The sequence below is a fragment of the Enterobacter cloacae complex sp. FDA-CDC-AR_0164 genome, from assembly GCF_003071645.1.
Lineage (GTDB): Bacteria > Pseudomonadota > Gammaproteobacteria > Enterobacterales > Enterobacteriaceae > Enterobacter > Enterobacter ludwigii.
The window spans coordinates 3739277-3764614 of the sequence record NZ_CP028950.1 but is presented as its reverse complement, the minus strand read 5'-3'; the positions used below and the strand labels follow the sequence as shown (position 1 = coordinate 3764614).

At 52.6% G+C, this 25338-nt stretch carries 25 protein-coding genes and 1 pseudogene; 13 read left to right on the top strand and 13 right to left on the bottom strand.

Features of this window, described 5'->3' with window-relative positions:
* Positions 1 to 51 precede the first annotated feature (51 nt).
* Complete coding sequence (gene hslJ, locus AM410_RS18655; protein ID WP_014170275.1) at positions 52 to 489, top strand: heat shock protein HslJ; 438 nt, start codon at positions 52 to 54, stop codon at positions 487 to 489.
* On the opposite strand, the gene AM410_RS18650 is transcribed toward hslJ, so the two are convergent.
* Complete coding sequence (locus tag AM410_RS18650) at positions 490 to 756, bottom strand: putative hemolysin (protein ID WP_108648207.1); 267 nt, start codon at positions 754 to 756, stop codon at positions 490 to 492.
* 273 nt (positions 757 to 1029) lie between these two features.
* Between AM410_RS18650 and nifJ the strand changes: the two genes are divergently transcribed.
* From nifJ to AM410_RS24270, 3 genes are all read left to right on the top strand, one after another.
* A complete protein-coding gene (nifJ, locus tag AM410_RS18640) occupies positions 1030 to 4554 on the top strand; it encodes a pyruvate:ferredoxin (flavodoxin) oxidoreductase (protein ID WP_108648206.1) in 3525 nt (1174 codons plus the stop codon).
* 392 nt (positions 4555 to 4946) lie between these two features.
* Positions 4947 to 6056: a porin OmpC gene (gene ompC / locus AM410_RS18635; RefSeq protein WP_032678256.1), complete on the top strand. Its 1110-nt coding sequence runs from the start codon at positions 4947 to 4949 to the stop codon at positions 6054 to 6056.
* Between the two features lie 224 nt (positions 6057 to 6280).
* Positions 6281 to 6406, top strand: a complete 126-nt coding sequence (locus tag AM410_RS24270; protein WP_255320659.1) for a hypothetical protein — start codon at positions 6281 to 6283, stop codon at positions 6404 to 6406.
* A 58-nt stretch (positions 6407 to 6464) separates the two neighbouring features.
* Here the strand turns inward: AM410_RS24270 and AM410_RS24215 are convergent, their stop codons facing one another.
* The 5 genes from AM410_RS24215 to AM410_RS18615 form a co-directional block, all read right to left on the bottom strand.
* Positions 6465 to 6542: a hypothetical protein gene (locus AM410_RS24215; RefSeq protein WP_223263916.1), complete on the bottom strand. Its 78-nt coding sequence runs from the start codon at positions 6540 to 6542 to the stop codon at positions 6465 to 6467.
* Positions 6543 to 6611: 69 nt separating this feature from the next.
* Positions 6612 to 7025: a GFA family protein gene (locus AM410_RS18630; RefSeq protein ID WP_020884007.1), complete on the bottom strand. Its 414-nt coding sequence runs from the start codon at positions 7023 to 7025 to the stop codon at positions 6612 to 6614.
* A 3-nt stretch (positions 7026 to 7028) separates the two neighbouring features.
* Entirely contained in the window at positions 7029 to 7226 is a 198-nt protein-coding gene (locus AM410_RS18625; RefSeq protein ID WP_014170281.1) for a hypothetical protein, read from the bottom strand.
* A 134-nt stretch (positions 7227 to 7360) separates the two neighbouring features.
* Positions 7361 to 7810, bottom strand: a complete 450-nt coding sequence (locus AM410_RS18620; RefSeq protein WP_020884006.1) for a hypothetical protein — start codon at positions 7808 to 7810, stop codon at positions 7361 to 7363.
* A gap of 144 nt (positions 7811 to 7954) precedes the next feature.
* On the bottom strand, positions 7955 to 8299 hold the full coding sequence (locus tag AM410_RS18615) for a DUF1294 domain-containing protein (protein WP_020884005.1): 345 nt from the start codon (positions 8297 to 8299) through the stop codon (positions 7955 to 7957).
* Between the two features lie 90 nt (positions 8300 to 8389).
* On the opposite strand from AM410_RS18615, the pseudogene AM410_RS18610 reads away from it, so the two are divergent.
* Both AM410_RS18610 and ttcA read left to right on the top strand, forming a co-directional pair.
* Positions 8390 to 8506: pseudogene (locus AM410_RS18610) on the top strand (site-specific integrase); the annotation flags it as partial.
* 141 nt (positions 8507 to 8647) lie between these two features.
* The gene (ttcA, locus tag AM410_RS18605) at positions 8648 to 9583 is read left to right on the top strand and encodes a tRNA 2-thiocytidine(32) synthetase TtcA (protein ID WP_032678259.1); all 936 of its coding nucleotides are present in this window, start codon (positions 8648 to 8650) and stop codon (positions 9581 to 9583) included.
* A gap of 50 nt (positions 9584 to 9633) precedes the next feature.
* Here ttcA and dbpA read toward each other — a convergent pair whose 3' ends face one another.
* The 4 genes from dbpA to AM410_RS18585 all read right to left on the bottom strand — a co-directional run bounded on the left by dbpA (position 9634) and on the right by AM410_RS18585 (position 13827).
* Positions 9634 to 11007: an ATP-dependent RNA helicase DbpA gene (gene dbpA / locus AM410_RS18600; RefSeq protein ID WP_108648205.1), complete on the bottom strand. Its 1374-nt coding sequence runs from the start codon at positions 11005 to 11007 to the stop codon at positions 9634 to 9636.
* 27 nt (positions 11008 to 11034) lie between these two features.
* Complete coding sequence (ynaL, locus tag AM410_RS24415; RefSeq protein ID WP_020882481.1) at positions 11035 to 11217, bottom strand: proline-rich small protein YnaL; 183 nt, start codon at positions 11215 to 11217, stop codon at positions 11035 to 11037.
* A gap of 274 nt (positions 11218 to 11491) precedes the next feature.
* On the bottom strand, positions 11492 to 12475 hold the full coding sequence (gene zntB, locus AM410_RS18590; protein ID WP_047356423.1) for a zinc transporter ZntB: 984 nt from the start codon (positions 12473 to 12475) through the stop codon (positions 11492 to 11494).
* 200 nt (positions 12476 to 12675) lie between these two features.
* Positions 12676 to 13827 (bottom strand): methyl-accepting chemotaxis protein, encoded by a 1152-nt coding sequence (locus tag AM410_RS18585; protein ID WP_020882480.1) that lies wholly within the window; start codon positions 13825 to 13827, stop codon positions 12676 to 12678.
* A 457-nt stretch (positions 13828 to 14284) separates the two neighbouring features.
* On the opposite strand from AM410_RS18585, the gene AM410_RS18580 reads away from it, so the two are divergent.
* From AM410_RS18580 to AM410_RS18570, 4 genes are all read left to right on the top strand, one after another.
* On the top strand, positions 14285 to 16414 hold the full coding sequence (locus AM410_RS18580) for a putative bifunctional diguanylate cyclase/phosphodiesterase (RefSeq protein WP_108648204.1): 2130 nt from the start codon (positions 14285 to 14287) through the stop codon (positions 16412 to 16414).
* Between the two features lie 92 nt (positions 16415 to 16506).
* The gene (locus AM410_RS18575) at positions 16507 to 17739 is read left to right on the top strand and encodes a sensor domain-containing diguanylate cyclase (RefSeq protein ID WP_086532463.1); all 1233 of its coding nucleotides are present in this window, start codon (positions 16507 to 16509) and stop codon (positions 17737 to 17739) included.
* A complete protein-coding gene (locus tag AM410_RS24410; RefSeq protein ID WP_369797154.1) occupies positions 17663 to 17953 on the top strand; it encodes an Ecr family regulatory small membrane protein in 291 nt (96 codons plus the stop codon). The genes AM410_RS18575 and AM410_RS24410 overlap by 77 nt, the downstream gene beginning before the upstream one ends.
* Before the next feature lie 217 nt (positions 17954 to 18170).
* Positions 18171 to 18734, top strand: coding sequence for a DJ-1/PfpI family protein (locus AM410_RS18570; protein ID WP_025204027.1), 564 nt, complete (start codon positions 18171 to 18173; stop codon positions 18732 to 18734).
* A gap of 69 nt (positions 18735 to 18803) precedes the next feature.
* On the opposite strand, the gene AM410_RS18565 is transcribed toward AM410_RS18570, so the two are convergent.
* Positions 18804 to 19562: a hypothetical protein gene (locus AM410_RS18565; RefSeq protein ID WP_108648203.1), complete on the bottom strand. Its 759-nt coding sequence runs from the start codon at positions 19560 to 19562 to the stop codon at positions 18804 to 18806.
* Positions 19563 to 19677: 115 nt separating this feature from the next.
* Positions 19678 to 21294, bottom strand: coding sequence for a peptide ABC transporter substrate-binding protein (locus AM410_RS18560; RefSeq protein ID WP_049022936.1), 1617 nt, complete (start codon positions 21292 to 21294; stop codon positions 19678 to 19680).
* Positions 21295 to 21479: 185 nt separating this feature from the next.
* On the opposite strand from AM410_RS18560, the gene mpaA reads away from it, so the two are divergent.
* On the top strand, positions 21480 to 22193 hold the full coding sequence (gene mpaA, locus AM410_RS18555; RefSeq protein WP_020882474.1) for a murein tripeptide amidase MpaA: 714 nt from the start codon (positions 21480 to 21482) through the stop codon (positions 22191 to 22193).
* Here the strand turns inward: mpaA and ycjG are convergent.
* Positions 22184 to 23149 carry an L-Ala-D/L-Glu epimerase gene (gene ycjG / locus AM410_RS18550; RefSeq protein ID WP_108648202.1) on the bottom strand — a complete coding sequence of 322 codons (966 nt, stop codon included), beginning with the start codon at positions 23147 to 23149 and terminating at the stop codon, positions 22184 to 22186. The two genes, mpaA and ycjG, sit on opposite strands and share 10 nt — an antisense overlap.
* A 107-nt stretch (positions 23150 to 23256) precedes the next feature.
* Between ycjG and tpx the strand changes: the two genes are divergently transcribed.
* Together tpx and AM410_RS18540 are read left to right on the top strand one after the other, a co-directional pair.
* The gene (tpx, locus tag AM410_RS18545; RefSeq protein WP_020882472.1) at positions 23257 to 23763 is read left to right on the top strand and encodes a thiol peroxidase; all 507 of its coding nucleotides are present in this window, start codon (positions 23257 to 23259) and stop codon (positions 23761 to 23763) included.
* 332 nt (positions 23764 to 24095) lie between these two features.
* Complete coding sequence (locus AM410_RS18540) at positions 24096 to 25304, top strand: aldose 1-epimerase family protein (protein ID WP_108648201.1); 1209 nt, start codon at positions 24096 to 24098, stop codon at positions 25302 to 25304.
* Positions 25305 to 25338: the final 34 nt, after the last annotated feature.

Here is a 25338-nt window from a genome sequence, read left to right as displayed (position 1 = left end):
GTATCGTTACACTGGTAAAAGATTCACAGTATCTATCGTCTGAGAAGAAAAATGAAAAAGCTCATTGCGTTAAGTGTTATCAGTCTTGTCCTCACCGGGTGCGTTAATCCTGGTAAAGCCTCCGTTCAGCCGGACCAACTTAAGAGCCACCGTTTTGTGCTGGAGAATGTGGACGGGAAAGCCGTTAAGGCCACGACAACGCAACCAGAGATCAGCTTCAAAGCCCTGTCTGATATCAGTCTGGTTAATAACATTAGCGTTTCCGGCGTGATGTGTAACACGTTTAACGGACAGGGGAAATTGTCCGAAGGTGAGCTCAAGGTCAAAACGCTCGCCATGACGCGCAAGCTCTGTACCGAACCACAGTTAAACGAACTGGATCAGGCCATTGGCGACATGCTGCGCAAAGGGGCGCAGGTCGACCTGACTGAAGACCAGTTAACGCTGGCGACAGCCGATAAAACGCTGATGTTTAAGCGTGCGGAGTAATCAGTAGTTTCCGCAGGATCCTACGGCAAGCGCCTGTTCACTGCAGCGTTTGCCGTTTGGCAATGCGCACATCCCGATAGCTGAGCCGTCAAGCTGGCGGGCAACAGACAGCGAGCCGCCAATCATCGCGCAGTTGGCTTGTCCGGAGCTGGACATCGCCGCTTTCATTCCCGGCGTTACGTGTGCCGCCGTTGCCTGCTGAACAGGTTCACTGCTGCATGCCGATAATAATAACGCGGCACACCCGACCCAAAATGCTGAACGCATGCTCTCTCTCCCCCATTAATAATGCGAAACCTATGCATAATAGGCATCACATGCCGTGTCGTCGAGAGCGAAAGTGCGTATTTATGCGCTCCTGAAACAATTTCTCGCAATTTTTTCGCCAAAAGATTGATCTACTCATTGATGTCGAGAATACCGAGGACACAAAAGCGAAAATCGTAAAATCCGACCTTTGCTAAACTAAGGGAATAATATTCAAAGCCCGTTGTGTTTTTTTCGGGCTCCTTTTTTTGCGCAATGTAAGGGTGTTGTCCTATGCAAACTATTGACGGTAATGGTGCAGTCGCGTCCGTCGCGTTTCGCACCAGTGAAGTTATCGCCATCTACCCAATTACGCCAAGTTCTACGATGGCCGAGCAGGCCGATGCCTGGGCGGGAAACGGACTGAAAAACGTCTGGGGCGATGTCCCAAGAGTCGTGGAAATGCAGTCTGAGGCTGGCGCTATCGCGACCGTCCACGGGGCGCTGCAGACCGGAGCTCTGTCGACGTCATTCACGTCGTCGCAGGGATTATTGTTGATGATCCCGACGCTCTATAAACTGGCAGGACAACTCACCCCGTTTGTGCTTCACGTTGCCGCACGAACCGTTGCGACACACGCCCTCTCCATCTTTGGCGATCATTCAGACGTGATGGCCGTCCGCCAGACCGGTTGCGCCATGCTGTGCGCCAGCAGCGTTCAGGAAGCACAGGACTTCGCGTTAATTTCGCACATGGCGACGCTGAAGAGTCGCGTGCCCTTTATTCACTTCTTTGATGGTTTTCGTACCTCTCACGAAATCAATAAAATTGTTCCGCTGGCTGACGACACCCTCCTCAATCTTCTGCCGCAGGCGGAAATCGACGCGCATCGCGCCCGTGCGCTGAACCCGGAACACCCGGTGATCCGCGGGACATCGGCCAACCCGGATACCTATTTCCAGTCCCGGGAAGCAACGAACCCGTGGTACAACGCCGTTTATGATCACGTTGAGCAGGCGATGGATGATTTTGCCGCGGCCACCGGACGTCAATACAAACCGTTTGAATACTACGGTCATCCGCAGGCGGAACGGGTCATTGTGCTCATGGGGTCAGCCATTGGCACCTGTGAAGAGGTGGTGGATGAACTGCTGACCCGTGGTGAAAAAATCGGCGTGCTCAAAGTGCGGCTCTACCGACCGTTTTCCGCGCGACATTTGCTCTCCGCCCTGCCGGAAAGCGCGCGCACCGTGGCGGTGCTCGATCGCACGAAAGAGCCTGGCGCCCACGCAGAACCTCTGTATCTGGACGTCATGTCCGCGCTGGCTGAAGCGTTTAATTGCGGTGAGCGCGAAACACTGCCGCGCGTGATCGGGGGTCGCTATGGGTTGTCCTCCAAAGAGTTTGGCCCGGACTGTGTGCTGGCGGTGTTTAATGAGCTGAGCGAGGCTAAACCAAAACCGCGCTTTACCGTCGGTATTTATGATGACGTGACCAACCTCTCTCTGCCCCTGCCGGAAAACACGCTGCCTCCCACCGCAAAACTTGAGGCGCTGTTTTATGGACTGGGCAGCGACGGTAGCGTCTCCGCGACCAAGAACAACATTAAGATTATCGGGAACTCCACGTCGTGGTATGCCCAGGGGTATTTTGTCTACGACTCCAAAAAAGCAGGCGGGCTGACCGTTTCCCACCTGCGCGTCAGCGAGCACCCTATCCGCTCGGCATACCTTATCTCGCAGGCTGATTTTGTGGGCTGTCACCAGCTGCAGTTCATCGATAAGTACCAGATGGCAGAGCGCCTGAAACCGGGCGGTATTTTCCTGCTCAATACGCCATACAGCGTGGATGAAGTCTGGTCGCGGCTGCCACAGGAAGTGCAGGCGGTGCTGAACCAGAAAAAAGCCCGCTTCTACGTCATTAACGCTGCAAAAATTGCCCGCGAGTGTGGCCTTGCCGCGCGAATTAACACCGTGATGCAAATGGCCTTCTTCCACCTGACGCAGATCCTGCCGGGAGACAGCGCGCTAATGGAACTGCAGGGGGCGATTGCCAAAAGCTACAGCAGTAAAGGTCAGGAGCTGGTCGAGCGTAACTGGCAGGCGCTGGCGCTGGCACGCGAGTCTTTGTTTGAAGTACCGCTGCAAGCGGTTGATGCGTCCAGCCCGAACCGTCCACCGGTGGTTTCTGACGCGGCACCGGATTTCGTGAAAACCGTGACGGCAGCCATGCTGGCCGGGCTGGGTGATGCCCTTCCCGTCTCCGCGTTGCCACCGGATGGCACCTGGCCGATGGGCACCACGCGCTGGGAAAAACGCAATATTGCCGAAGAAATCCCCATCTGGAAAGAGGAGCTGTGTACCCAGTGCAACCACTGCGTAGCAGCCTGCCCGCACTCGGCCATTCGTGCCAAAGTGGTCTCCCCGGAAGCGATGGAAGACGCCCCGGCCAGCCTGCATTCACTTGATGTGAAATCCCGTGATATGCGCGGACAGAAGTATGTTCTGCAGGTCGCTCCGGAAGATTGCACCGGATGTAATCTGTGCGTTGAGGTCTGTCCGGCGAAAGATCGTCAGGATCCGGACATCAAAGCCATCAATATGATGTCGCGCCTCGAGCATGTCGAAGAAGAGAAGGTAAATTATGACTTCTTCCTGAACCTGCCGGAGATCGACCGTAGCACGCTGGAGCGTATTGATATTCGTACCTCGCAGCTCATTACTCCGCTGTTCGAATATTCAGGCGCCTGCTCCGGCTGCGGTGAAACGCCGTATATCAAGCTGCTCACGCAACTGTACGGCGACAGAATGTTGATCGCTAACGCCACGGGCTGTTCATCAATCTATGGCGGTAATCTGCCTTCCACGCCGTACACCACCGACGCCCATGGCCGCGGTCCGGCATGGGCGAACTCGTTGTTTGAGGATAACGCCGAGTTTGGTCTGGGCTTCCGTCTGACCGTTGACCAGCACCGCGCACGCGTGATGCGGTTACTGGAACAGTTTGCTGGCCACATCCCGGCGGAGCTGAATGAGGCGTTGCACGCTGATGCAACGCCAGAACGTCGTCGTGAGCAGGTTGCGGAACTGCGCAACGCTCTGCAGGACGTGGAAGGTGCCGGGCAACTGTTGACCGACGCTGACGCGCTGGTGGAAAAATCAATATGGCTGATTGGCGGTGACGGCTGGGCGTATGACATCGGCTTTGGCGGGCTGGATCACGTGTTAAGCCTCACCGAAAACGTCAACATTCTGGTTCTGGATACGCAGTGCTATTCCAACACCGGTGGCCAGGCGTCAAAAGCTACCCCGCTTGGCGCAGTAACTAAGTTTGGTGAACACGGCAAGCGCAAGGCGCGTAAAGATCTCGGCGTCAGCATGATGATGTACGGCCACGTGTATGTCGCGCAAATCTCGCTGGGCGCGCAGCTGAACCAGACGGTGAAAGCCATTCAGGAAGCGGAAGCCTACCCGGGTCCGTCGCTGATCATTGCCTACAGCCCGTGTGAAGAGCATGGCTACGACCTGGCACTCAGCCACGATCAGATGCGCCAGCTGACCGCAACCGGCTTCTGGCCGCTCTACCGGTTCGACCCGCGCCGCGCCGATGAAGGTAAATTGCCTCTGGCGCTGGATTCACGCCCGCCTTCCGATGCGTTGGCCGAAACGTTAATGCAGGAACAGCGCTTCCGTCGCCTCAACGCGCAACAACCAGAGGTGGCCGAGCAGTTGTGGAAAGATGCCGCCGCCGATCTGCAAAAACGGTATGATTTCCTGGCGCAAATGGCCGGAAAAGCGGAAAAACCCACCCGCGACTGACTCTCCCTCTGCCCGGCTTGTCCGGGCATTTTTTTGCCATAAAAAAAGCCCGATGTATTCACACCGGGCGAGTCCAGATAATTAATGAATATCACGTTAATTCACTAAATGACATTCACATAAATTATGGATGAAAAATCTTAAAGGCATATAACGCCGCTGAGATTATCTGATTTAAGGGGCAATTAATAATTTTTATTTAATATGATTAGCTTTAAATCATTCATAAAACCAATGACTATTTCCGTCGCATAATCCGGTTAAGAATTAACTTAACTCGTAACAATTATATTTTATTATTCTTGGTCAGGAGTGATTTAGCATGAGACAGCTTTCTCGTGCGGAAAGTTCAATACGTAATTAAATAAAAACAACTGCAAAGGAATTCCAAAATGCAAAGAAAAGTACTGGCCCTGATGATTCCAGCGCTGTTAATGGCTGGCGCTGCGCATGCTGCAGAAATTTATAATAAAGACGGCAACAAATTAGATCTGTACGGAAAAGTAGATGGTCTGCATTACTTCTCCGACGATGCCTCTAAAGATGGCGATCAAACTTACATGCGTCTGGGCTTCAAGGGTGAAACCCAGATCAACAACATGATGACCGGTTACGCCCAGTGGGAATACAACATCCAGGCCAATAACACTGAAGGGTCTGATAACCAGTCATGGACGCGTCTGGCCTTCGCCGGTATTAAAGTCGGTGACTATGGCTCCTTCGATTACGGTCGTAACTACGGCGTTCTGTACGACGTGGAAGGCTGGACCGATATGTTGCCAGAATTCGGTGGTGACTCTTACACCAATGCAGACAACTTTATGACTGGCCGTGCCAACGGGGTCGCCACCTACCGTAACACTGACTTCTATGGTCTGGTACAGGGTCTGAACTTTGCCCTGCAGTATCAGGGTAAGAACGAAGATGCCAGCAACAACCAGGAAGGTACCAACAATGGTCGCGACACGCGCCATGAGAACGGTGACGGCTTCGGTATCTCCACCACCTATGACTTTGGCATGGGTATCAGCGCGGGTGCTGCCTATACCTCTTCTGACCGTACCAACGAACAGGTGATGAATACCACTGCCGGTGGCGATAAAGCGGATGCCTGGACTGCAGGCCTGAAATATGACGCCAACAATATTTATCTGGCGGCAATGTATTCTGAAACCCGCAATATGACCCCTTATGGCGATAATACGGATGCCGTGGCCAATAAAACGCAAAACGTTGAAGTGACCGCGCAATATCAGTTCGACTTCGGCCTGCGCCCGGCAATTTCTTATCTGCAGTCTAAAGGTAAAGACCTGGCCAACGGTCAGGGCGATCAGGATCTGGTTAAATATGCTGACGTAGGCGCAACCTACTACTTCAACAAAAACATGTCCACCTACGTTGATTATAAAATCAACCTGTTGGATGAAGATGACAGTTTCTACAAAAATAACGGCATTAGCACGGATGATGTCGTTGCATTAGGTCTGGTTTACCAGTTCTGATCCCAAGAGCCCGCATCGTGATGCGGGCTCGTTATTTTCGTTGCGACGCCTGAAGCCAGCCCTCCTCTTCTCTCCCATCATATTTCCCTCTCTTCGCGCCTGTCGGCTCAGAGAATGTGTGAATCATCTCAAAAGGAAAATTTATGACGGTGTCGTTAAGGGTAAGTTTAAAGAAACGCATGTAGACTAGCCTTATAGACTTTGCTTCATTAAGGATAACTGCATTGTTTGGTCGTGTATCAGTTGCCGTACTTACCCTTCTGGCGATTATATGGATGGCGTTAATTTTTGATTTTGGTGGTGTCGTTGGGCATCTCGGCGCGCTGTTGAACCATCTGGATGGCAGTTAAGGTTTTCCCCAAACAATACGCCACCAGCAGGGCCGGTGGCGGGAAACGTATAAACGGACTATTTTTTGACCGGCTGAGGCTTTTTATCACCTGACTCAGGCGCCTCACGCGGATCGTCTTTCTCAACATACAGCATATTTCTCTCCTGTTTCGGATACCCACTCCCCACTATAGGCCGCATTGTAAAAATCTGGCCAGGCGGCAGTTACGCTTCTTTTTGACGAAAAGAGAGGTAGCCGAAAACCCCGCTGTCGCCATCCGCGGGATGATTAACGCCGTCCATCACCGCCACTTCGGCAAAATCAAAGGGGGTCACATTTTCAAAACAGGCCACATTCACGCCGTATTCGTTGGGATTTGAACGCCGCTGATGGAAGGTATAAATCCCGCAGACCGAGCAGAAGAAATGGCGGGCTGTTCCTGTGTTAAAACGATATTCCGTGAGCTTATCCGCCCCTTTCGTTACGGTAATGCCCGACAGCGGTGCCGAGACCACCACGGCACCCCGCATCCGGCAAAAAGAGCAGCTGCAGCGCCGGGCGGTATTTAATCCGTCTGAAAGTTCAACGGTAAACGCCACCGCGCCACAATGGCACTGAGCATGACGAATATCAGCCATCGGTTACACCCCCTTTCTCACGAGCTCGGCAGCCTTAACGAAAACCTCATCTTCAACGCCATCGCCTTTCTGTCTGCCGAGTCTGACCAGTTCACTCACAATACTGTCGCGATGGATGGGTTGCTGTGCTGAAACAAGACCGATAACGGCGGCACCAATTGCCAGTCCCACTAATCCCGTTTGTTCATCTTTGTTCTTCATGTTTGTGCTCCCTTGTACAACACAAAAAGCGTAGCAGGATTGTGGTAAAACGTGGCGTTGTCACGGATGCTATTTATTCTGTGATACAGGGCGTAACCCCTCCGCTAACAGGCGATGAGGTCGAGATGTACGTGTCAGAATCGCGGCGCGAGGCCGTATTTGGGCGCATTAATGTTCGCGGCCCAGACCTTGATGTCGTTTTGAAGAAGTAAGGTAAAATCCGATTTCAGATGGTTAACCATGCCGTTAACGCTCTGTGCATCTTTCACCGAAAAATGCTCTATCCGGTTCTGCCCGACCTGAACACAATAATACGTGGCCGGAAGCACTTTGCCATTCACGTTAAGTTCTTGTCGGGTCCCGCCACAGCGCCCTTCGGTGATATAGGAGACCAGCAAATTTGCTGATTTCCGCTCAGGCTGGGAGATGCTCAACATGACCGGGAAACCGTCTGAAGTCTGGGTCATATCGTAAAGAACAGCATTTTTTATATACCAGGTATTATATTCCCGTTCCTGAAAAGCTGACCTCGAAGGCGCAGAAACAACCACCAGCATTGCCAGTGTAATAGTTTGAATTTTCATGAGATGTTGTCATCCGTGTCGTTGCACACATTATTCAGATCGTGCAAAAAACAGCAACACCTTAAGAATATTCCTACTACTATTGGCAGTCGTTTTTAGTTATCTACCGTGGTCAGCGCGTTATTGCATTCCGTTTGTACACGCTCAGTACGTTAAAACAGGAAAGAGTTGGTACACCGCCACCATCGCTGAAATACTGACGATGACACTGACAATGAAGTAGGTTTTGAAGGGCTGCTTTTGCGTTTTATGGCGAAACAGTTGCTGACCTATAATCGCCCCGGGCCATCCGCCGATAAGGCCAAATACCAGCAGTGTGGCTTCCGGCACTCTGCGCATGGCCCTTCGCGCCGCCATTTTGTCGGCGCCATACATCGCTAACGTCAGTACGTTGATAAGCAGGAGCCACAGGATGAACGGATGCGAGGTGAATAGACTTCCGATTGCGGCGATCAACAGAAGCAAATAACAAAAGCGATTGAGGGTCATAGCACAAGCCACTGGAATGTTCAGAGTATGTCGAAGCCGCATTATACGCGATATCACAAAGCAAGGTTGCTGCCGTCCACAATTCAAAATCCTGTAAAACGTGCTGGCATTCGGCGCAACAATCCGTACCATACACGGCACACTTTCGCATGCTGGTGGTTAACCGCAGGCGCTGACCCGTCTTTTATTGCCAGTCAGATGGGGCACTAAAATGCGCAGAGGGTGTTTGAAATCTAAGCTTCATAGAGTGAAGAGATGAACAGCAAAGAGAGGGCAATGCGGAAAGAAGCTGCCCCTCTAAACCGTTTGCCCCACTGGTGCCCCATTTGAAATTTGAGTACAGATTAAATGCAACAAAATCAAGATATTAATAAGAAAGAGCAATACAACCTGAACAAACTGCAAAAGCGTCTGCGCCGTAACGTTGGTGAAGCCATTGCAGACTTCAATATGATTGAAGAAGGCGACCGCATTATGGTCTGCCTGTCAGGTGGTAAAGACAGTTACACCATGCTGGAGATCCTGCGTAATCTTCAGCAAAGCGCGCCGGTGAAGTTTTCCCTGGTGGCGGTTAACCTCGATCAAAAGCAGCCTGGTTTCCCGGAACACATTCTGCCGGAATACCTGGAAAAACTGGGCGTTGAGTACAAAATCGTAGAAGAAAATACCTACGGGATTGTGAAAGAGAAGATCCCGGAAGGCAAAACCACCTGCTCGCTCTGCTCTCGTCTTCGCCGCGGCATCCTGTACCGTACCGCGACAGAACTGGGTGCAACCAAAATCGCACTCGGCCATCACCGCGACGATATCCTGCAGACGCTGTTCCTGAACATGTTCTACGGCGGCAAGATGAAAGGCATGCCGCCAAAACTGATGAGCGATGACGGCAAACACATTGTGATCCGCCCGCTTGCCTACTGCCGCGAGAAAGATATCGAGCGGTTCTCTCAGGCCAAAGGGTTCCCGATCATTCCATGTAACCTGTGCGGCTCTCAGCCGAACCTGCAGCGTCAGGTGATTGGTGACATGCTGCGTGACTGGGACAAACGCTACCCGGGCCGTATCGAAACCATGTTCAGCGCGATGCAGAACGTAGTGCCTTCTCACCTCGCGGACGTTGAGCTTTTCGATTTCAAAGGTATCAACCATGAGTCGGAAGTGGTGAATGGCGGCGATCTGGCGTTTGACCGGGAAGAGATCCCCGTGAAACCTGCTGGCTGGCAGCCAGAAGAAGATGACAATCAGTTTGAAGAACTGCGCCTGAATGTCGTGGAAGTAAAATAGTGAAATAACGCAAACGCGTCTCAGACCACCGTTTGAGACGCGTTTAAATCTTATTTCAGCAGACGAACGCGACAGGTTTTACCCTTGATTTTCCCGTTCTGCAGCTGTTTCCAGGCCTTATGGGCAACCGACTGGCGAACAGCAACATAAACATGTGCAGGATGTACCGCAATCTTGCCGATATCCGCCCCATCCAGCCCCACGTCTCCGGTCAGCGCACCGAGCACATCACCCGGACGCATCTTGGCTTTTTTACCGCCATCAATACACAGCGTTGCCATTTCTGCTTCCAGCGGAACGAGACTGACGTTGCCCGGTGCATTCACCCAGTTAAGCTTAATCTGCAGCATTTCAGACAGAATATTGGCGCGCTGCGCCTCTTCCGGTGCGCAGAAGCTGATGGCCAGACCGCTGTTTCCGGCACGCGCAGTACGGCCGATACGGTGAACGTGTACTTCAGGATCCCATGCCAGCTCGTAGTTCACGACCAGCTCAAGCGATTTAATATCCAGACCGCGCGCCGCCACGTCGGTGGCAACCAGCACGCGGGCACTGCCGTTGGCGAAACGGACCAGCGTCTGATCGCGATCGCGCTGTTCCAGATCGCCATGCAACGATAACGCGCTCTGCCCAGCAGCGTTCAGGGCGTCACAGACCGCCTGACAATCTTTTTTGGTGTTACAGAACACCACGCAGGAAGCGGGCTGATGCTGACTGAGCACCTTCTGCAGGAGCGCGATTTTTCCATGCTGGGACGTTTCATAAAACTGCTGCTCGATAGCAGGCAGCGCATCAACACTGTCAATTTCGATGGTGAGCGGATTTTTCTGCACGCGGCCACTGATTGCGGCGATCGCTTCAGGCCAGGTCGCCGAAAATAACAGCGTCTGACGGTCTGCAGGCGCGAAACGGATCACTTCATCGATAGCATCGCTGAAGCCCATATCCAGCATCCGGTCTGCCTCATCCATGACCAGCGTGTGTAATGCATCCAGCGAGACCGTACCTTTTTGCAGGTGGTCGAGCAGTCGGCCAGGCGTCGCCACAATGATGTGTGGAGGATGCTGAAGCGAATCACGCTGTGCGCCAAACGGTTGTCCGCCACAGAGGGTTAAAATCTTGGTGTTAGGCAGGAATCGCGCCAGACGACGCAGCTCGCCCGCGACCTGGTCCGCCAGTTCGCGGGTTGGGCACAGCACCAGAGACTGCGTCTGAAACAGCGCAGCATCAATATGCTGTAGCAGACCCAGACCGAAAGCCGCCGTTTTTCCGCTCCCTGTTTTAGCCTGAACGCGTACATCACTCCCCTCAAGAATGGCGGGCAATGCGGCCGCCTGAACAGGCGTCATGGTGAGGTATCCCAACTCGTTGAGGTTATCGAGTTGGGCGGCGGGCAGTACATTCAGGGTTGAAAAAGCGGTCACAATAGTCTCTCGTGGTCATCTTTGCGGTCAGATGGCGCGTATCCTCGCAGATCTCGGGGTTCGATGCGACAATTTAATCGGTTCTTCATCGGGCGGCGGGTCAGGCATGGGTTGCGGACGCGGAACAGGATCGGGCATCGGCGTCGGATCGGTGGGGATCGGATCGGACTGACGTGAATACTGCAGTTGCAGAGCGAGTAAGATGCTCATCATTCCCTCCAGGTTTTACTGACGTCCCTTTTAGGGTAGACGCTGGGGAACAGGAGGCAAAAAAAAGCCGACTAGTTAAGTCGGCGTCGTACGAATCAATTGTGCTATGCAGTAATTCAAAAAAGGAAGTAAGACAATATGGAGCGCAACGCCCATCGCTTGACGTTGCATTCACCTGCGGGAGTAATATTGCACCTTACGGGGTCATTGTTTATTGACTTCGCTCAATTAAAAGAGCGTTTTGATCTCCGTAAAAGCTGAAAAAAGCGTAAATTTACAGCCATTTACTACGATGCAACCACCATGCAACACCACCGATCAAAACAACTAACATGACGCAAAATGCGGTAAAGCCATAATGGGCCGCGCCGCCGGGAATTCCGCCCAGGTTTACGCCAAACAATCCCGTCAGGAATGTGCTCGGCAGAAAGACCATTGCCATCAGCGACATCGTATAGGTTCTTCTTGCCAGCGACTCCTGCATCACCTGCGCGATTTCATCCGCCATGACGCCCGTGCGGGCAATACAGGAATCGATTTCATCAAGTCCTCGGCCCAGCCTGTCGGCAATATCCTGCATTCGGCGTCGCTGATCGTCATTCATCCAGTTGAGCCTTTCGCTGGACAGACGCGCGTATACGTCCCGCTGTGGCGTCATATAACGGCGCATGACAATTAACTGCTTACGCAGGAGCGCCAGAAAACCGCGCGGCGGGATCTGCTGATCGAGCAGGTTATCTTCGAGGTCGATGATTTTATCGTGCAGCTCTTCGATAAACTCACTCGCATGGTCAGTCAGCGCGTCGCAGACATCCACCAGCCAGCTTCCGCAATCGGTCGGTCCGGTGCCCTCTTTCAGATCGTTCACGATATCATCCAGCGCCAGAACTTTACGCTGACGGGTGGAGACAATCAGACCATCGTCCATATAAACACGCATCGCGACCAGCTGGTCAGGACGTTCATCGGTGCTGCCGTTAATGCAACGCAAAGTGATGAGCGTGCCGTCCCCCATTCTGCTCACGCGTGGCCGCAGGCTTTCACCCGCCAGCGCATCACGCACGTTGTTCGGCAGGAGCGGCGTCGAGGCCAGCCAGTCGGCACTGTCCGGATGGGTATAGTTAAGGTGTAGCCAGCAGGGATGCTCATTATCAATGACATCGTTGTCTTCCAGCGGTCGGGCACCGCCACGCCCATCCAGCACCCAGGCAAAAACTGCATCAGGAACGTTTAGTTCTGATCCTTTTATACTCTCCACCGCGCCTCCCCCTTTTCAGCTCTTTCGTTGTCAGTCTAGCTTTCATCAGGGGTTAAGCAACAACTATGTTTCGCATCGCGCTGAATTCGCTCAGGAAATAACCGTATTCCGCCAGACTCCTTTTCAGACCGCACGGGAGGGTCATTCAGCGGCGAGAAGTCGAGATAAAAGAGCCCGGTTGACCAGGCTCTTTTCGTGCATCAGAGGGAGTGACCGGGACGCGAGTGGAATGACAGCGGGCCAGCATGAGAAGGCGTGGATTCAGCCTGATACCCCTTTTCGAGCCGGAAGTTACGCGTCCGCGCCTGCAGTTCACTCACCTGATTACGCAGTACATCAGAGGATCCGTTGAGTTCTTCTGCCATCGTAACGTTACTTTGCGTGACCCGTTCCAGCTCAGATAAGGCCAGCGTAATCTGGGAAATGCCTTTCTCCTGCTCTGACGTCGAGGTGAAAATGTCATCCATCAACTGGCTGACATTGCCGGAACCGGTCACAATTTCTTGCATATTCTTTTCAGCCTCGGACACAACAGTCACGCCCTGAGTGACGTTATTGCTGGTCACTTCAATCAGCGTTTTGATGTTTTTGGCGGCATCCGCACTGCGGTGGGCCAGGTTTCGCACCTCTTCTGCCACCACCGAAAACCCTTTTCCGTGGTCGCCGGCTCTGGCCGCCTCAACGGCCGCGTTTAGCGCCAGGATATTCGTCTGGAAGGCAATGCCGTCGATCATCGAGATAATCTCCGTCATTTGCTGTGCACATTCGGTAATGGATTGCATATTGGTGGCCACCTGCCCCATCAACTCGCCACCTTTACGCGCCTGCAGTGTCGCCCTGTTTGCCTGCTCGCTGGCCAGTCGGGTGTTATCGGCATTATTTCGGGTACTTGCTGCCATCTGCTCCATGCTGGCAGCCGTTTGCACCAGCGATGCAGACTGCTGCTCTGTTTTCACCGAAAGCTGCGCGCTACGCGCGGAGAGTTGATCAGACAAGGTCATGGCGGTTTGCGACGAGGCCCTGATCTCGCGTACCAGGGTCGCGATGTTGCTGGAGAGGCTATTAATCCCTGGGATTAAACGCCCTGCACAGTTATTGCCAAATTCAGGGATAGTCACGCCAAGATTGCCTGCAGTCACTTCTTCAATACTTTTTTTCACCGTATTGATCGGCGTCACAAGATACTTTGTCATGTAGCCCCAGAGCAAAAATAGCGCAACGAAATTAATGATATTGAGTGAAATAAAGAGAGAGGATTTGCTGGAAAATAGAACAACGACACCTGCATCAACCAGGAAAAGACATAAAAGGAACCCGGCAATGAAGGTTCTGACACTAATATTTCTTAGCATGATTATATCCACGATTTTATATTTAGGTCGGCATTAAGATTTATAGCATTCGTGTTGTTGTTTGTCCTGACGAACAACGCTGGTTTCACCTTTCGCCGTTAGCCACCTGAGATTTAACTTAAGTCAGATAAAAACAGGGTATTAGTGAAAATGTTATATGCAGCATCCTGTGATACTGGTTTCCTGCCACTTTAAGCGATACCATCGCCTGCGATGAGACAATATGGCCGCGCTCATATTTAAGGAGCTTTGCTGCAATTATTCGCCTTTGTTTAGCAATGCTTAATAGGTGCCGGAAAGAATATATTTTATATTCACCGCCAGCCTTAACGTTTTAATATGACCGGTCGTTTTGCACGATACCTAACTCATATTATTTGAATGCGCATGTACGTTGCCAGTTAAAGACGTGCCCGGCAGGCGAAATCGGTAACCCTCTTTGGCGTGGGATTGCATAATGCTCAATATATCGTGGGACCCTGTGTTAATAGCCCTCTCGTATCTGGTGGCCTTTATCGCCTCATTTGTGGCCCTGGACAGCGCCGGAAAAATCCCGCTTTCCAGTCGTAAAACGGCGATGTTCTGGCGTATCGCCGGAGGCGTCACGCTTGGGATCGGGATCTGGTCAATGCACTTCATCGGCATGCTGTCGATGCAAATGCCGATGATAATGAGCTATAACCTCTGGTTAACCCTCGCCTCACTGGGCGTGGCGGTGGTTGCATCCACGGTCGCCATCAATATTGCCGTAACGGGTAAAACCCTTTCCCCTTTTCGATTGATCGTTGCCACGGTGCTCCTGAGTGCTGGCGTGGTCTGTATGCACTTTATCGGTATGGCCGCACTGATGCTGGACAGCCATATTCTCTGGGATCGACGCATTGTTGCCGTGTCCGTGTTGATTGCCGTTATGGCCTCCGGCGCGGCGCTGTGGCTGGCATTCCGCCTGCGGGATATGCGCAAAGGGGTGTTTATCAATCGTATTCTCGCGGCCTGCGTGCTGGGTGTCGCCATCTGCGCGATGCACTACACCGGCATGCATGCCGCCCATTTTCAGGAAATGACGCATACCCTGCCCGGCGGTATCAGCGAGCTGGGGTTATCGGTCTGGGTTTCTGTCACCACACTGTGCCTGCTCGGCGGTATGTTAATGATTTCGCTCATCGACTCGCACCGGCGGACGAACCGACTGACCGACAACCTACGCCAGCTTAATCGTCAGCTTGAACTGCAGGCGCGGTTTGATGCGCTTACCGGTCTCGCTAATCGCCACCAGATGGACATTCGGATGCAGGATTGCCTGCGCAGCGCATTGCTCAGCAAGAAGCCATTCGCCGTGATTTTCCTCAACGTCGATCATTTCAAACGCATCAACGATACCTGGGGCCACAACACCGGGGATGAGTTGTTAATCTCTCTCGCGCAGCGCATTACCGCCCGCCTTACCCGCGAGATGACCCTCGCCAGGCTTGGCGGCGACGCCTTTATCCTGCTGGTTCCCGAGTGTGACGACGATAAACTCAACCCGCTGCTCACGACATTGCTGGAGGATATGCGCCGCCCGTTTTCACTTTGTGGGCACACGCTGAGCACAACAATCAGCGCGGGTGTCAGCCTCTACCCGCAGGATGGCGAGACGCTGCATGAGCTGAAGCTAAAAGCCGATGCGGCCCTGAATCGCGTCAAAGAGGATGGACGAAACGGCTGGGCCGTCTACCGGAACGAGATGTCAACGGCCATTCCGGCCAACCCCGGCTTCCTGCAGGAGTTAACTCAGGCGCTGGAACGCGATCAGTTTGAACTGTGGTATCAGCCGACCTGGCATGCAAAAGACACCACTATTCACGGTTTTGAAGCCCTTCTGCGCTGGCGGCACCCTGAGCAAGGGGTGTTGCTGCCTAATCTGTTTTTACCGTCGCTGGAACAAACAGGGCTGATCATCCCGGTGGGGAACTGGGCGATTGAAGCGGCATGCCGTCAGCTTCATTTCTGGACAGAACAAGGTTTCAGCCAGTGGACATTGTCCTTTAACCTCTCCCCCGTCCAGTTCGAACAGCCCGATATCTTCCACATCATTTCGTCGATGTTGCATAAATATAATCTGTCGCCCTCCCGGCTTATCCTTGAGGTGACGGAAAGTACCGCACTGAAAAATCTCGACCGCAGTATTGAATTACTCAATGCGTTCAATCAAGCCGGGATTACCGTCTCGATTGATGATTTTGGCACCGGCTATTCCAACCTGTTGATGTTGAGCGTTCTGCCCGCTAAAGAGCTAAAAATCGACAAAAGCTTTGTGCACTCGATGCTGGTAAATGAAAAAAGCCGCAAGCTGGTGGAAACCATTATCAATATCGCCCGGACCATGGAAATGAATGTGGTTGCGGAAGGGATCGAGACGGAAGAACAACAGGTGGTGCTGACGGACCTCGGCTGTGATTACCTGCAGGGGTTCCTTTTCTCCCGTCCTTTACCTGCCGAACAGGTTCCCTGGCTGCTGCTGCAAAAAAACTCAGACAAACAAATTATACCCATTGGTAAAATTCACGCGGAACCCGCATATATTTCACAAAAAAATCATGCCTGACCGGGTTAAGTAGAGTATGTTTCAAAGGAGTCCACTCCCGTTAATTCTGTCATGATCCTCAGGCACATGGTGCCGATGTACAGGAATACGCTATGTCGCAAAATTGTTTTGATGCGCTGAATTTAATTAAAACCCCCGTGTGGCTCATTTCACCTGCTTCAGAACAGATCATTTTTGCAAATGTGGCCGCCGCTCAGATCATGGGTGATAAAACCCTGGATGACCTACGCAAAGGTACCTATTCCGCCAATGCGCATCACGTGCTGTCGATGTATGTGCCTGAACTGAAGAGTGAGCAGGAGGTCGTCGAAATCTGGACCATCTCCCGCGATGGACATGAAACCGCGCTGAGCTGCCGTCTCTCGCTTGCCCATTTCGTGCCCCAGGGGAATGTTATTGTTTTTGAAGGGCTGACGCAGCAGGTTCTCTCCGGGCTTAAGGCCAGCCGCTCCGCGACCTACCAGCGCAAAAAACAGGGATTTTACGCGCGCTTTTTCCTGACCAACAGCGCGCCAATGCTGCTTATCGATCCGTCCCGGGATGGCCAGATTGTGGATGCCAATCTGGCGGCGCTGACTTTTTACGGTTATGCGCATGATGAAATGTGCAGAAAACATACCTGGGAAATCAATACTCTGGGGCGGGATGTGATCCCCGTGATGACGGAGATTGCCGCGTTGCCGGGCGGCCATAAGCCCCTCAACTTTATCCACCGTCTGGCCGATGGCTCCACCCGCCATGTTCAGACTTATGCCGGGCCGATTGAAATTTACGGTGACAAATTGATGTTGTGCATTATCCACGATATCACCGAGCAAAAAAGGCTGGAGCAGGAGCTGGAACACGCGGCACTGCGTGATTCCATGACGGGCCTGCTCAACCGGCGTCAGTTCTATATCATCACCGATCAGGCCAATACCCATCATCTTCCCGCTCAGCAGCAATTTAGCCTGCTGCTGGTGGATACCGATCACTTCAAAAATATCAACGACCTCTTCGGCCACCTGAAAGGTGATGAGGTACTGATCTCGCTCTCGCGCACGCTGGAAGCCTGTAGCCGCAAAGAGGACCTGGTCTTCCGCTGGGGCGGTGAGGAGTTCGTCATCCTGCTGCCGCGCACCCCGCTCGACACCGCCCTGCAAATCGCCGAAACTGTGCGCGATGCGGTCGCCCGTATCACGATCCCGGGTTTACCTCGCTTCACCGTCAGCATTGGCGTGGCGCGACATAATCCGGGCGAGAGTATGGATGAGCTGTTTAAACGTGTGGACGATGCGCTTTATCGCGCCAAAAGTGATGGGCGCAATAAAGTCCTGGCGGCATGAAACTGGTGTATCTTCGTCAGCCCCGTTACAATGCCCCTCTCGAATAAATGGACCACAGGTGGGTAGATGTGCAATGGGAAAAACAGAAATAATACTCACCATAATTATTTTATTCGTTATTATATTCGGCTTCTGGTTTATTTTCAGCGGTGAGATCTGGTTTCTGGTGGAATACCTTGAGAACAGTATCTACCCCACCTTCGATGCGCTATGACGCATGTTTAATTCCTTGTTTCACCTACCGAATTTGTCAGGTATCAGCACCGGTAAGAGGTGCGTAAAATACGCAACGTTATCCTCCAACAAGTTGATAACGAATCATTAAATCATTTGCTTATTTCGCCCGTTCTCTGACGGGCTTTTTTTATTTCCGGCAATTCAGCTGTGCCAGGCTATATCTTAAACATCGTTAAACCTAAAGGTGAGAAATGATGAGCAAGAAAATCCTGATGTTGGTCGGCGATTACGCCGAAGATTATGAAACAATGGTGCCCTTTCAGGCTTTACAGATGATTGGCCATCAGGTGGACGCCGTCTGCCCGGACAAATCCCGTGGCGACTACATCATGACGGCGATCCATGATTTCGACGGTGCCCAGACCTACAGTGAAAAGCCGGGCCACCGTTTTATCCTCAATGCCGATTTTTCCGCCGTAAAAGAGCAGGATTATGACGCGCTGCTAATCCCGGGCGGACGAGCCCCTGAATATCTCCGGCTAAATGATGACGTGCTGAAACTGGTGCAGGCCTTCGACGCCGCGCGCAAACCGATTGCTGCGGTTTGCCACGGACCGCAACTGCTCGCTGCTGCCGGCATATTAAAAGGACGAACCTGTAGCGCCTATCCCGCCTGTGCGCCTGAAGTCCGCCTCGGCGGCGGGCACTATGCCAATATTGGTATCGATCAGGCGCACGTAGACGGTAATCTGGTCACTGCCCCCGCCTGGCCTGCGCATCCGCAATGGCTGGCGAAATTCAGTGCATTGCTAGAATAACAGTGCCCTGCTCCCGCCAGCAGCGCCTGGCGGGAGCAATCTGCTGGGAATAATGTGTCGCCCGGCGATTTAGCGATCCTGCCGCTCCCACTGCGCTTCCCGCTCACGCGCTTTTCTGCGGGCTTCCTCTTTTTCACGATACAGTGGCGGATAGTAGATGTTCCCCCAGTCCCATTTACCGAACCAGAGACTCATCAGCGTACTAAAGATGAGTATAAGTACGGTATAAAACAGAACGGTTCCGCTTTCACCGCCGTGGCTGAACAGATCGATGACCAGCGAATGCTGCGCGTCGCTAAACCACTGCGGATGGTCATCAAGCATCATGAAAAACAGGATCCCAAAGAGTAAATCCCCGACTTTAAATCGTTTATGAAATTTCGTGCGCCAGTTTGCATTATGTTTTTCATAATAATTCAGCAGGAACTGGTTGTTTTCCTTCAACGCTAAATCAAGTACTTCGCCTGAAGGAACTTCACCCGACCTCTTCTGATAATCACTCTGCGCGCGCAAGAAATCCGGGAAGATACTGCTGTAGATGAGCTCATTGAGTAATAGCCTGACGATATTGGCTATAAAAGGCATCACGGTGGTGGCAATCAAACCTAAGGCGGCGAGCGCCACGCAGAAAAAACCCAGATGTTCGGTCCAGTTAAGTGTCTGAACAGGCCAGGTCAATATTCCTTGCCCGCTGTATACCAGCAGCGCCAGATCGGCGAAAAGGACAATATAGATGAAGCGGATAATCCATTGCCATTCCCAGATTTTATCCATAATCCCTAACCCTGCCGGGAAAGACGCTTTCTCTTTCTTTTCATCCGTCATCATTTACCTCCCCTTTGACTCACGGAACAAACATCCCTCGTTCAATAAAGAAAAACTGGCGCAAATGCGCCAGCTCTTAATTTAACGTTCACAACGAAGCCCGTCGGTTACCGGCTCGTCAGTGTTTCTCAATATACATCGTCCGGCTATAAGCCACGTCTTCCGGGTTATTAATGGGGTAACCTTTCACCCATGGTTTGATCAGGCGGCCGTTGGTGTACTGGTAAATAGGTGCGATTGGCGCTTTTTCCGTGAGGATTTTCTCCGCCATGTTGTAGTCTGCGTTACGGGCTTTCGCCGTGTTTTCGAGCGTCGCCTGATGGATAATTTTATCGTACGCCGGATCGTTGAAACGCGAAATATTGCCGCTGTGGGTTGAGGTCAATAACGACAGGAAGGTCGATGGCTCATTGTAATCCCCGACCCATGACGCGCGGATCACATCGAAATTACCGGTATTACGGCTATCGATGTAGGTTTTCCACTCCTGGTTCTGCAGTTTGACGTCAACGCCGAGGTTTTTCTTCCACATCGAGGCCACCGCAATCGCGATTTTCTGATGGTTTTCTGACGTGTTGTACAACAGGTTCAGCTTCAGCGGGCGCTGAGGGCCATAGCCCGCGGCCTGAAGCAGCGTTTTCGCCTGGGCATTAAGTTCCTGCTGTGACATTTGCTCAAACGGCGAGGTTTCTGGCGTAAACCCTGCCGTCACGTCTGGCGTGAAATGCCAGGCGGGCTTCTCACCGGTTCCTAACACTTTGTCCGCCATGATGCGGCGATCGATGGTCATGCTCAGGGCGAGGCGTACACGGGCATCGGCCGTGGGTCCTTTTTGCGTATTAAACGCATAGTAATAGGTGCCCAGCTGAGGCGGTGTATACACTTGTCCCGGAATGTCCTTGAGCAGTTTCTGATACATGTTTTTCGGGAACGATTCGGTGATATCAATATCATCCGCCAGATAGCGTTTAGTGGCCGAGGATTCCTGGTTAATCGGTATGAACGTCACTTTTTGCAGGACGGTTTTGGCGTTATCCCAGTAGTGTGTATTTGGCACCACAACCAGTTTTTCATTCACCACGCGATCTTTCAGAACGTAGGCGCCATTTCCGACCAGAGCCCCCGGACGCGTCCACTCTTTGCCGCTCTCCACATTGGCCTTTTGCACCGGATAGAAGGCAAAGTTTGCCGTCAGATTGCTAAACCACGGCAGCGGTTTATCCAGCTGCACACGTAAGGTTTTTGCATCTACGGCCGTCACGCCCAGCGTATCTGGCGCGGCTTTACCATCAATTATCGCCTGTGCGTTATGGATACCCGCCAGCGCCGCAAACCAGGCAAACGGAGACGTGGTTTTCGGATCAACCAGACGCTGCCAGCTGTAGACAAAATCCTGAGCGGTAACCGGAGAACCGTCCGACCATTTCGCGTTATCACGTAAGGAGAAGGTCCAGATACGGTTATCATTACTCTGCCAGCGCGTCGCCACGCCTGGGGTCAGTTCACCTTTCTCATTCTGATTAATCAGCCCTTCAAAAAGGTCGCGAATGACCTGTATCTCGGGTAATCCCACGGCTTTTGCCGGATCAAGGGAAGCCGGCTCATCTTTAATGTGTCTGACCAGCTCCTGTTTTTGCGCCAGTACCGTGCCCTGTGGCACATCAGCGGCGTACGAGAGTGAAGAGAGTCCGCACAGCAACAGTGCAGTACAGAGACGCGAAACAGGATGCTTCATAAGATCCCCTTTTATGAATTCAGGTAATAAGCAGATGCGTAATTATTTGTTTCGACAATGAGAATTGCAAATACCTTCCTCCGGAAAGTTGATATCCGGCAATTTTCCCGCCATACGGAAACTATTTGATTAACCGCGAGTTTTGCACAACACTGCCAGTAGAGACTTCTTTATCAGGATTTCCTATGGCAATCACCCGACCCAGAGCGGAACGCGGCGCCTTCCCGCCAGGTGCAGAGCAGTATGGCCGTTCATTTTTAGGCGCATCGCTGATTTGGTTTCCGGCCCCCGATGCCGATCGCAACAGCGGCTTGATCATTGCCGGCACGCACGGCGACGAGAACTCGTCTGTCGTCACGCTCTCGTGCGCGCTGCGCACGTTGACGCCCAGCTTACGACGTCATCACGTGATTCTGGCCGTCAACCCGGATGGGTGTCAGCTTGGGTTACGCGCCAATGCGCGGGGCATCGATTTAAACCGTAATTTCCCTGCAGCAAACTGGCGCGCCGGTGAAACGGTTTATCGCTGGAACAGCTCCGCTGAAGAGCGTGACGTTGTCTTACTGACCGGCGATACGCCGGGCTCGGAGCCGGAAACACAGGCGCTGTGCCAGTTAATCCATAAGATCCACCCGGCCTGGGTTGTCACCTTTCACGATCCGCTGGCCTGCATCGAAGATCCGCGGCACACCGAGCTGGGCGAATGGCTGGCGAATGCTTTCGCCCTGCCGCTTGTCTCCAGCGTGGGCTATGAAACCCCTGGCTCATTCGGCAGCTGGTGTGCCGACCTGGGATTACCTTGCATCACCGCGGAATTCCCGCCGATATCGTCAGACGAAGCCAGCGAAAAATATTTAAAGGCCATGGTGGAGCTTCTGCGCTGGCAGCCTCAAAAATGAAGGACGCCGCTGGTAAACGTGAGTGCCGGTGAAACGTCAACCGCCAGCCATGTCGGGCCATCAAGATCGGCAAAACTGACATGATTTACCAGCGGCAACGCCGCGTTGATCGCCCGGGATGTACAGAGCATGCATCCCAGCATGATTGAAAACCCCTGCGCCTGCGCCTGTTCTGCCAGCGCCAGCGCCTCTGTCAGCCCGCCGGTCTTGTCGAGCTTGATATTGACCATCTCGTAACGGCCCTGCAGTTCAACCAGGCTATCGCGCGTATGGCAGCTTTCATCTGCGCAGATGGGCAGCGGGTGGATAAAATTCTTCAGCGCCGCATCATCCTGTGCCGGCAGAGGCTGCTCCAGCATGGCTACGCCCAGGTCGGCCAGCAGCTGACATCGTGCGGCAAGGCCTTCGGGATGCCATGACTCATTCGCATCCACAATTAACGTGGCTGTCGGGACTGCCGAGCGGATAGCGACCATACGCTCGCTGATCAGACGATCGTCAAGCTTCACCTTTAACAGCGTCGCCCCCGCATCAAGGAGTGCTTTTGAGCTGGCGGCCATGTGTTCAGGCTCGCCAATCACTACCGTTTGCGCCGTGACAACCGATGTCGGCAACGTGACGCCTAGCAGCGTCGTCAGCGAGGTTTGCTGTTTGGCAGCCTCCAGGCTCCAGAGTGCGCAGTCAATCGCATTACGTGCCGCGCCGGCGGGTATACGCTGCTGTAACGCCTCGCGGGTGAGCCCTTTTTCCAGATCGGGAACGAGCGTCATGATAAGTGCCATTACCGACGCCAGACTTTCGCCATAGCGCGGGTACGGCGTGCATTCGCCGACGCCCTTAATGCCATCCTCTTCTATCTCCACCACGACCACACTGGCTTCGCTTCGACTGCCGCGGGAGATCACAAACGGGGTATGCAATGGCCAGGCTTCTTCATAGACCTTAACGCTTCTCATCACTGACTCCTTGCGGCCCGGAAAGGCGAAAAAATTGGTTTGCCGTGTTATCCGCTGATGGCATACACTAGCCCCGACGTTAACTATATGTAAACAGGAAGATATCTATGTCACAACTCGTTCATTTCCAGGGCAACCCGGTTACTGTTGCAGGTTCCATTCCACAGGCTGGCAGCAAAGCACAGGCTTTTACTCTGGTGGCTAAAGATCTGTCTGACGTCACACTGTCTCAGTTTGCTGGCAAACGCAAAGTCCTGAACATTTTCCCAAGCATCGACACCGGCGTCTGTGCTGCATCCGTGCGCAAATTCAACCAGCTGGCGACGGAAATGGACAACACCGTTGTGCTGTGTATTTCTGCCGATCTGCCGTTCGCCCAGTCCCGTTTCTGCGGTGCTGAAGGTCTGAGCAACGTCATTACCCTCTCCACCCTGCGCAGCCCGGATTTCCTGGAAAACTACGGCGTGAGCATCGCGGAAGGCCCACTGAAAGGCCTGGCAGCGCGCGCTGTACTGGTTATCGATGAAAATGACAACGTCGTGTTCAGCGAACTGGTTAACGAAATCACCACCGAGCCGGATTACACTGCCGCGCTGGACGTGTTGAAAGCATAATGAATGCTTAGCATTCTATATAGCTTAGCAATCTAATGAAATAACAGGGTTTATTTCTCTTTGCAGGCTCTGGAAGACGACACATGACAAACCTCGCACTGGCGGGGTTTTTTATTCCCTTCAAGCTGAATCGTTAAAGCTAAACCCTTCACTGTTCACATTTACTGTGCAATTAATTGTATTAAAGTTAACTTAATTGCGATCTTATTCTCATATTAGACCTTAAATATTCATATTTTCTTCCCCAGTGAAGCACATCACATTTCCCTTCAGGTCAAAACATTAGATTTGCTGACGAAAGCAAATAATCGTTTCAGCAAAAAGGAAGGGATATGAAAATTAAACTGGCTATTACGCTCCTTGCAGCTTTGATTTCGGGTCATGCTGCGGCGAAAACCTGGGTGCTGACAAGCGCTGAAAGCGGCGTGGAGAAAGGAAACTGGAAAATAACGAGCGATGAGCTGAAGGTAAAAGATCAGGCGTTCAGCATTGAACAAAAAGTGTTGCACGGTGGCAAACAGGAAGGCAGCAAAATCCTTGTTATCAGCAGTAAAAGTGGCCTGACCATTACCTTAAGCCCCTCTCGCGGCATGAACCTGCTCCATGTGGAAGGCTTCGGCACCAGAATGGGCTGGGATTCCCCGGTAAAAGAGGTCGTGAACCCGGCATATATTAATCTGGAAAGTCGCAACGGGCTTGGCTGGCTGGAAGGTTTCAACGAGATGATGGTGCGCTGTGGCTATGAGTGGACGGGCCACCCGGTCACGGCTGACGGCCAAAACTACACGCTTCACGGCAAGGCGGGCAATACGCCTGTCTCGCAGGTTGAAGTGGAGGTGGCTGACGCCGCCCCCCATGAAATTCGAATTCGTGGTTTGATCAAAGAGAGCACGTTCAAAAAAGCAGATTTGCAGACCATGACCGAACTGCGTTACGTCCCAGGAACCAACCAGTTCAGTTTGCATGATGTTCTGACAAACCATGCCGATTACCCGCATGATTATCAAATCATCTACCACAGCAACTTTGGTACCCCGATCCTCGAAGAAGGTGCACGCTTCCTTGCCCCGGTCGCGAGCGTCAGTCCATTCAATGACTACGCGAAAGCCGGTGTCAACGACTGGCAGACCTATGCTGGGCCAACGAAAGGCTTTGATGAGATGGTGTTTAACCTCAAACCGCTTGCGGATAACAACCACGAAACCCTCGCGGCCGTGGTGAATAAAGCCGGTGATAAAGGGGCGTCCATTCAGTTTGATACCCGCCAGTTGCCGGTGCTGACCTTATGGAAAAATACCGACACCCTGAAGCAAGGTTATGTCACCGGTATTGAGCCGGGTACCAGCTACGCCTACCCGGTCACCATTGAGCGCGAACAAAAACGCGTTAAGCAATTGCAACCGGGAGCCAGCACACAGTTTGATCTGACCTATACCCTGCTCCATAACCCGCAACAGGTGAAAGACGTGGAGAACCGAATTGCATCGATTCAGGGAGAGACAAAGGTCGACATTAATAGCACCCCTATCGCAAAAGAATGAGTAAAAAAAAGCCTCTTTACAGAGGCTTTTTACC

Bases quoted from the DNA above. Each gene is read 5' to 3' on its own strand.
- AM410_RS18575 (WP_086532463.1), top strand. From the start codon at position 16,507: ATGTCGCAAAATTGTTTTGATGCGCTGAATTTAATTAAAACCCCCGTG.
- AM410_RS18585 (WP_020882480.1), bottom strand. From the start codon at position 13,827: ATGCTAAGAAATATTAGTGTCAGAACCTTCATTGCCGGGTTCCTTTTA.
- ompC (WP_032678256.1), top strand. From the start codon at position 4,947: ATGCAAAGAAAAGTACTGGCCCTGATGATTCCAGCGCTGTTAATGGCT.
- AM410_RS18580 (WP_108648204.1), top strand. From the start codon at position 14,285: ATGCTCAATATATCGTGGGACCCTGTGTTAATAGCCCTCTCGTATCTG.
- ttcA (WP_032678259.1), top strand. From the start codon at position 8,648: ATGCAACAAAATCAAGATATTAATAAGAAAGAGCAATACAACCTGAAC.
- ynaL (WP_020882481.1), bottom strand. From the start codon at position 11,217: ATGAGCATCTTACTCGCTCTGCAACTGCAGTATTCACGTCAGTCCGAT.
- nifJ (WP_108648206.1), top strand. From the start codon at position 1,030: ATGCAAACTATTGACGGTAATGGTGCAGTCGCGTCCGTCGCGTTTCGC.
- AM410_RS18615 (WP_020884005.1), bottom strand. From the start codon at position 8,299: ATGACCCTCAATCGCTTTTGTTATTTGCTTCTGTTGATCGCCGCAATC.
- hslJ (WP_014170275.1), top strand. From the start codon at position 52: ATGAAAAAGCTCATTGCGTTAAGTGTTATCAGTCTTGTCCTCACCGGG.
- AM410_RS18650 (WP_108648207.1), bottom strand. From the start codon at position 756: ATGCGTTCAGCATTTTGGGTCGGGTGTGCCGCGTTATTATTATCGGCA.
- mpaA (WP_020882474.1), top strand. From the start codon at position 21,480: ATGGCAATCACCCGACCCAGAGCGGAACGCGGCGCCTTCCCGCCAGGT.
- AM410_RS24410 (WP_369797154.1), top strand. From the start codon at position 17,663: ATGAGCTGTTTAAACGTGTGGACGATGCGCTTTATCGCGCCAAAAGTG.
- AM410_RS18565 (WP_108648203.1), bottom strand. From the start codon at position 19,562: ATGATGACGGATGAAAAGAAAGAGAAAGCGTCTTTCCCGGCAGGGTTA.
- AM410_RS18560 (WP_049022936.1), bottom strand. From the start codon at position 21,294: ATGAAGCATCCTGTTTCGCGTCTCTGTACTGCACTGTTGCTGTGCGGA.
- AM410_RS24215 (WP_223263916.1), bottom strand. From the start codon at position 6,542: ATGCTGTATGTTGAGAAAGACGATCCGCGTGAGGCGCCTGAGTCAGGT.
- ycjG (WP_108648202.1), bottom strand. From the start codon at position 23,149: ATGAGAAGCGTTAAGGTCTATGAAGAAGCCTGGCCATTGCATACCCCG.
- AM410_RS18540 (WP_108648201.1), top strand. From the start codon at position 24,096: ATGAAAATTAAACTGGCTATTACGCTCCTTGCAGCTTTGATTTCGGGT.
- AM410_RS18570 (WP_025204027.1), top strand. From the start codon at position 18,171: ATGAGCAAGAAAATCCTGATGTTGGTCGGCGATTACGCCGAAGATTAT.
- tpx (WP_020882472.1), top strand. From the start codon at position 23,257: ATGTCACAACTCGTTCATTTCCAGGGCAACCCGGTTACTGTTGCAGGT.
- AM410_RS18625 (WP_014170281.1), bottom strand. From the start codon at position 7,226: ATGAAGAACAAAGATGAACAAACGGGATTAGTGGGACTGGCAATTGGT.
- AM410_RS18620 (WP_020884006.1), bottom strand. From the start codon at position 7,810: ATGAAAATTCAAACTATTACACTGGCAATGCTGGTGGTTGTTTCTGCG.
- AM410_RS18630 (WP_020884007.1), bottom strand. From the start codon at position 7,025: ATGGCTGATATTCGTCATGCTCAGTGCCATTGTGGCGCGGTGGCGTTT.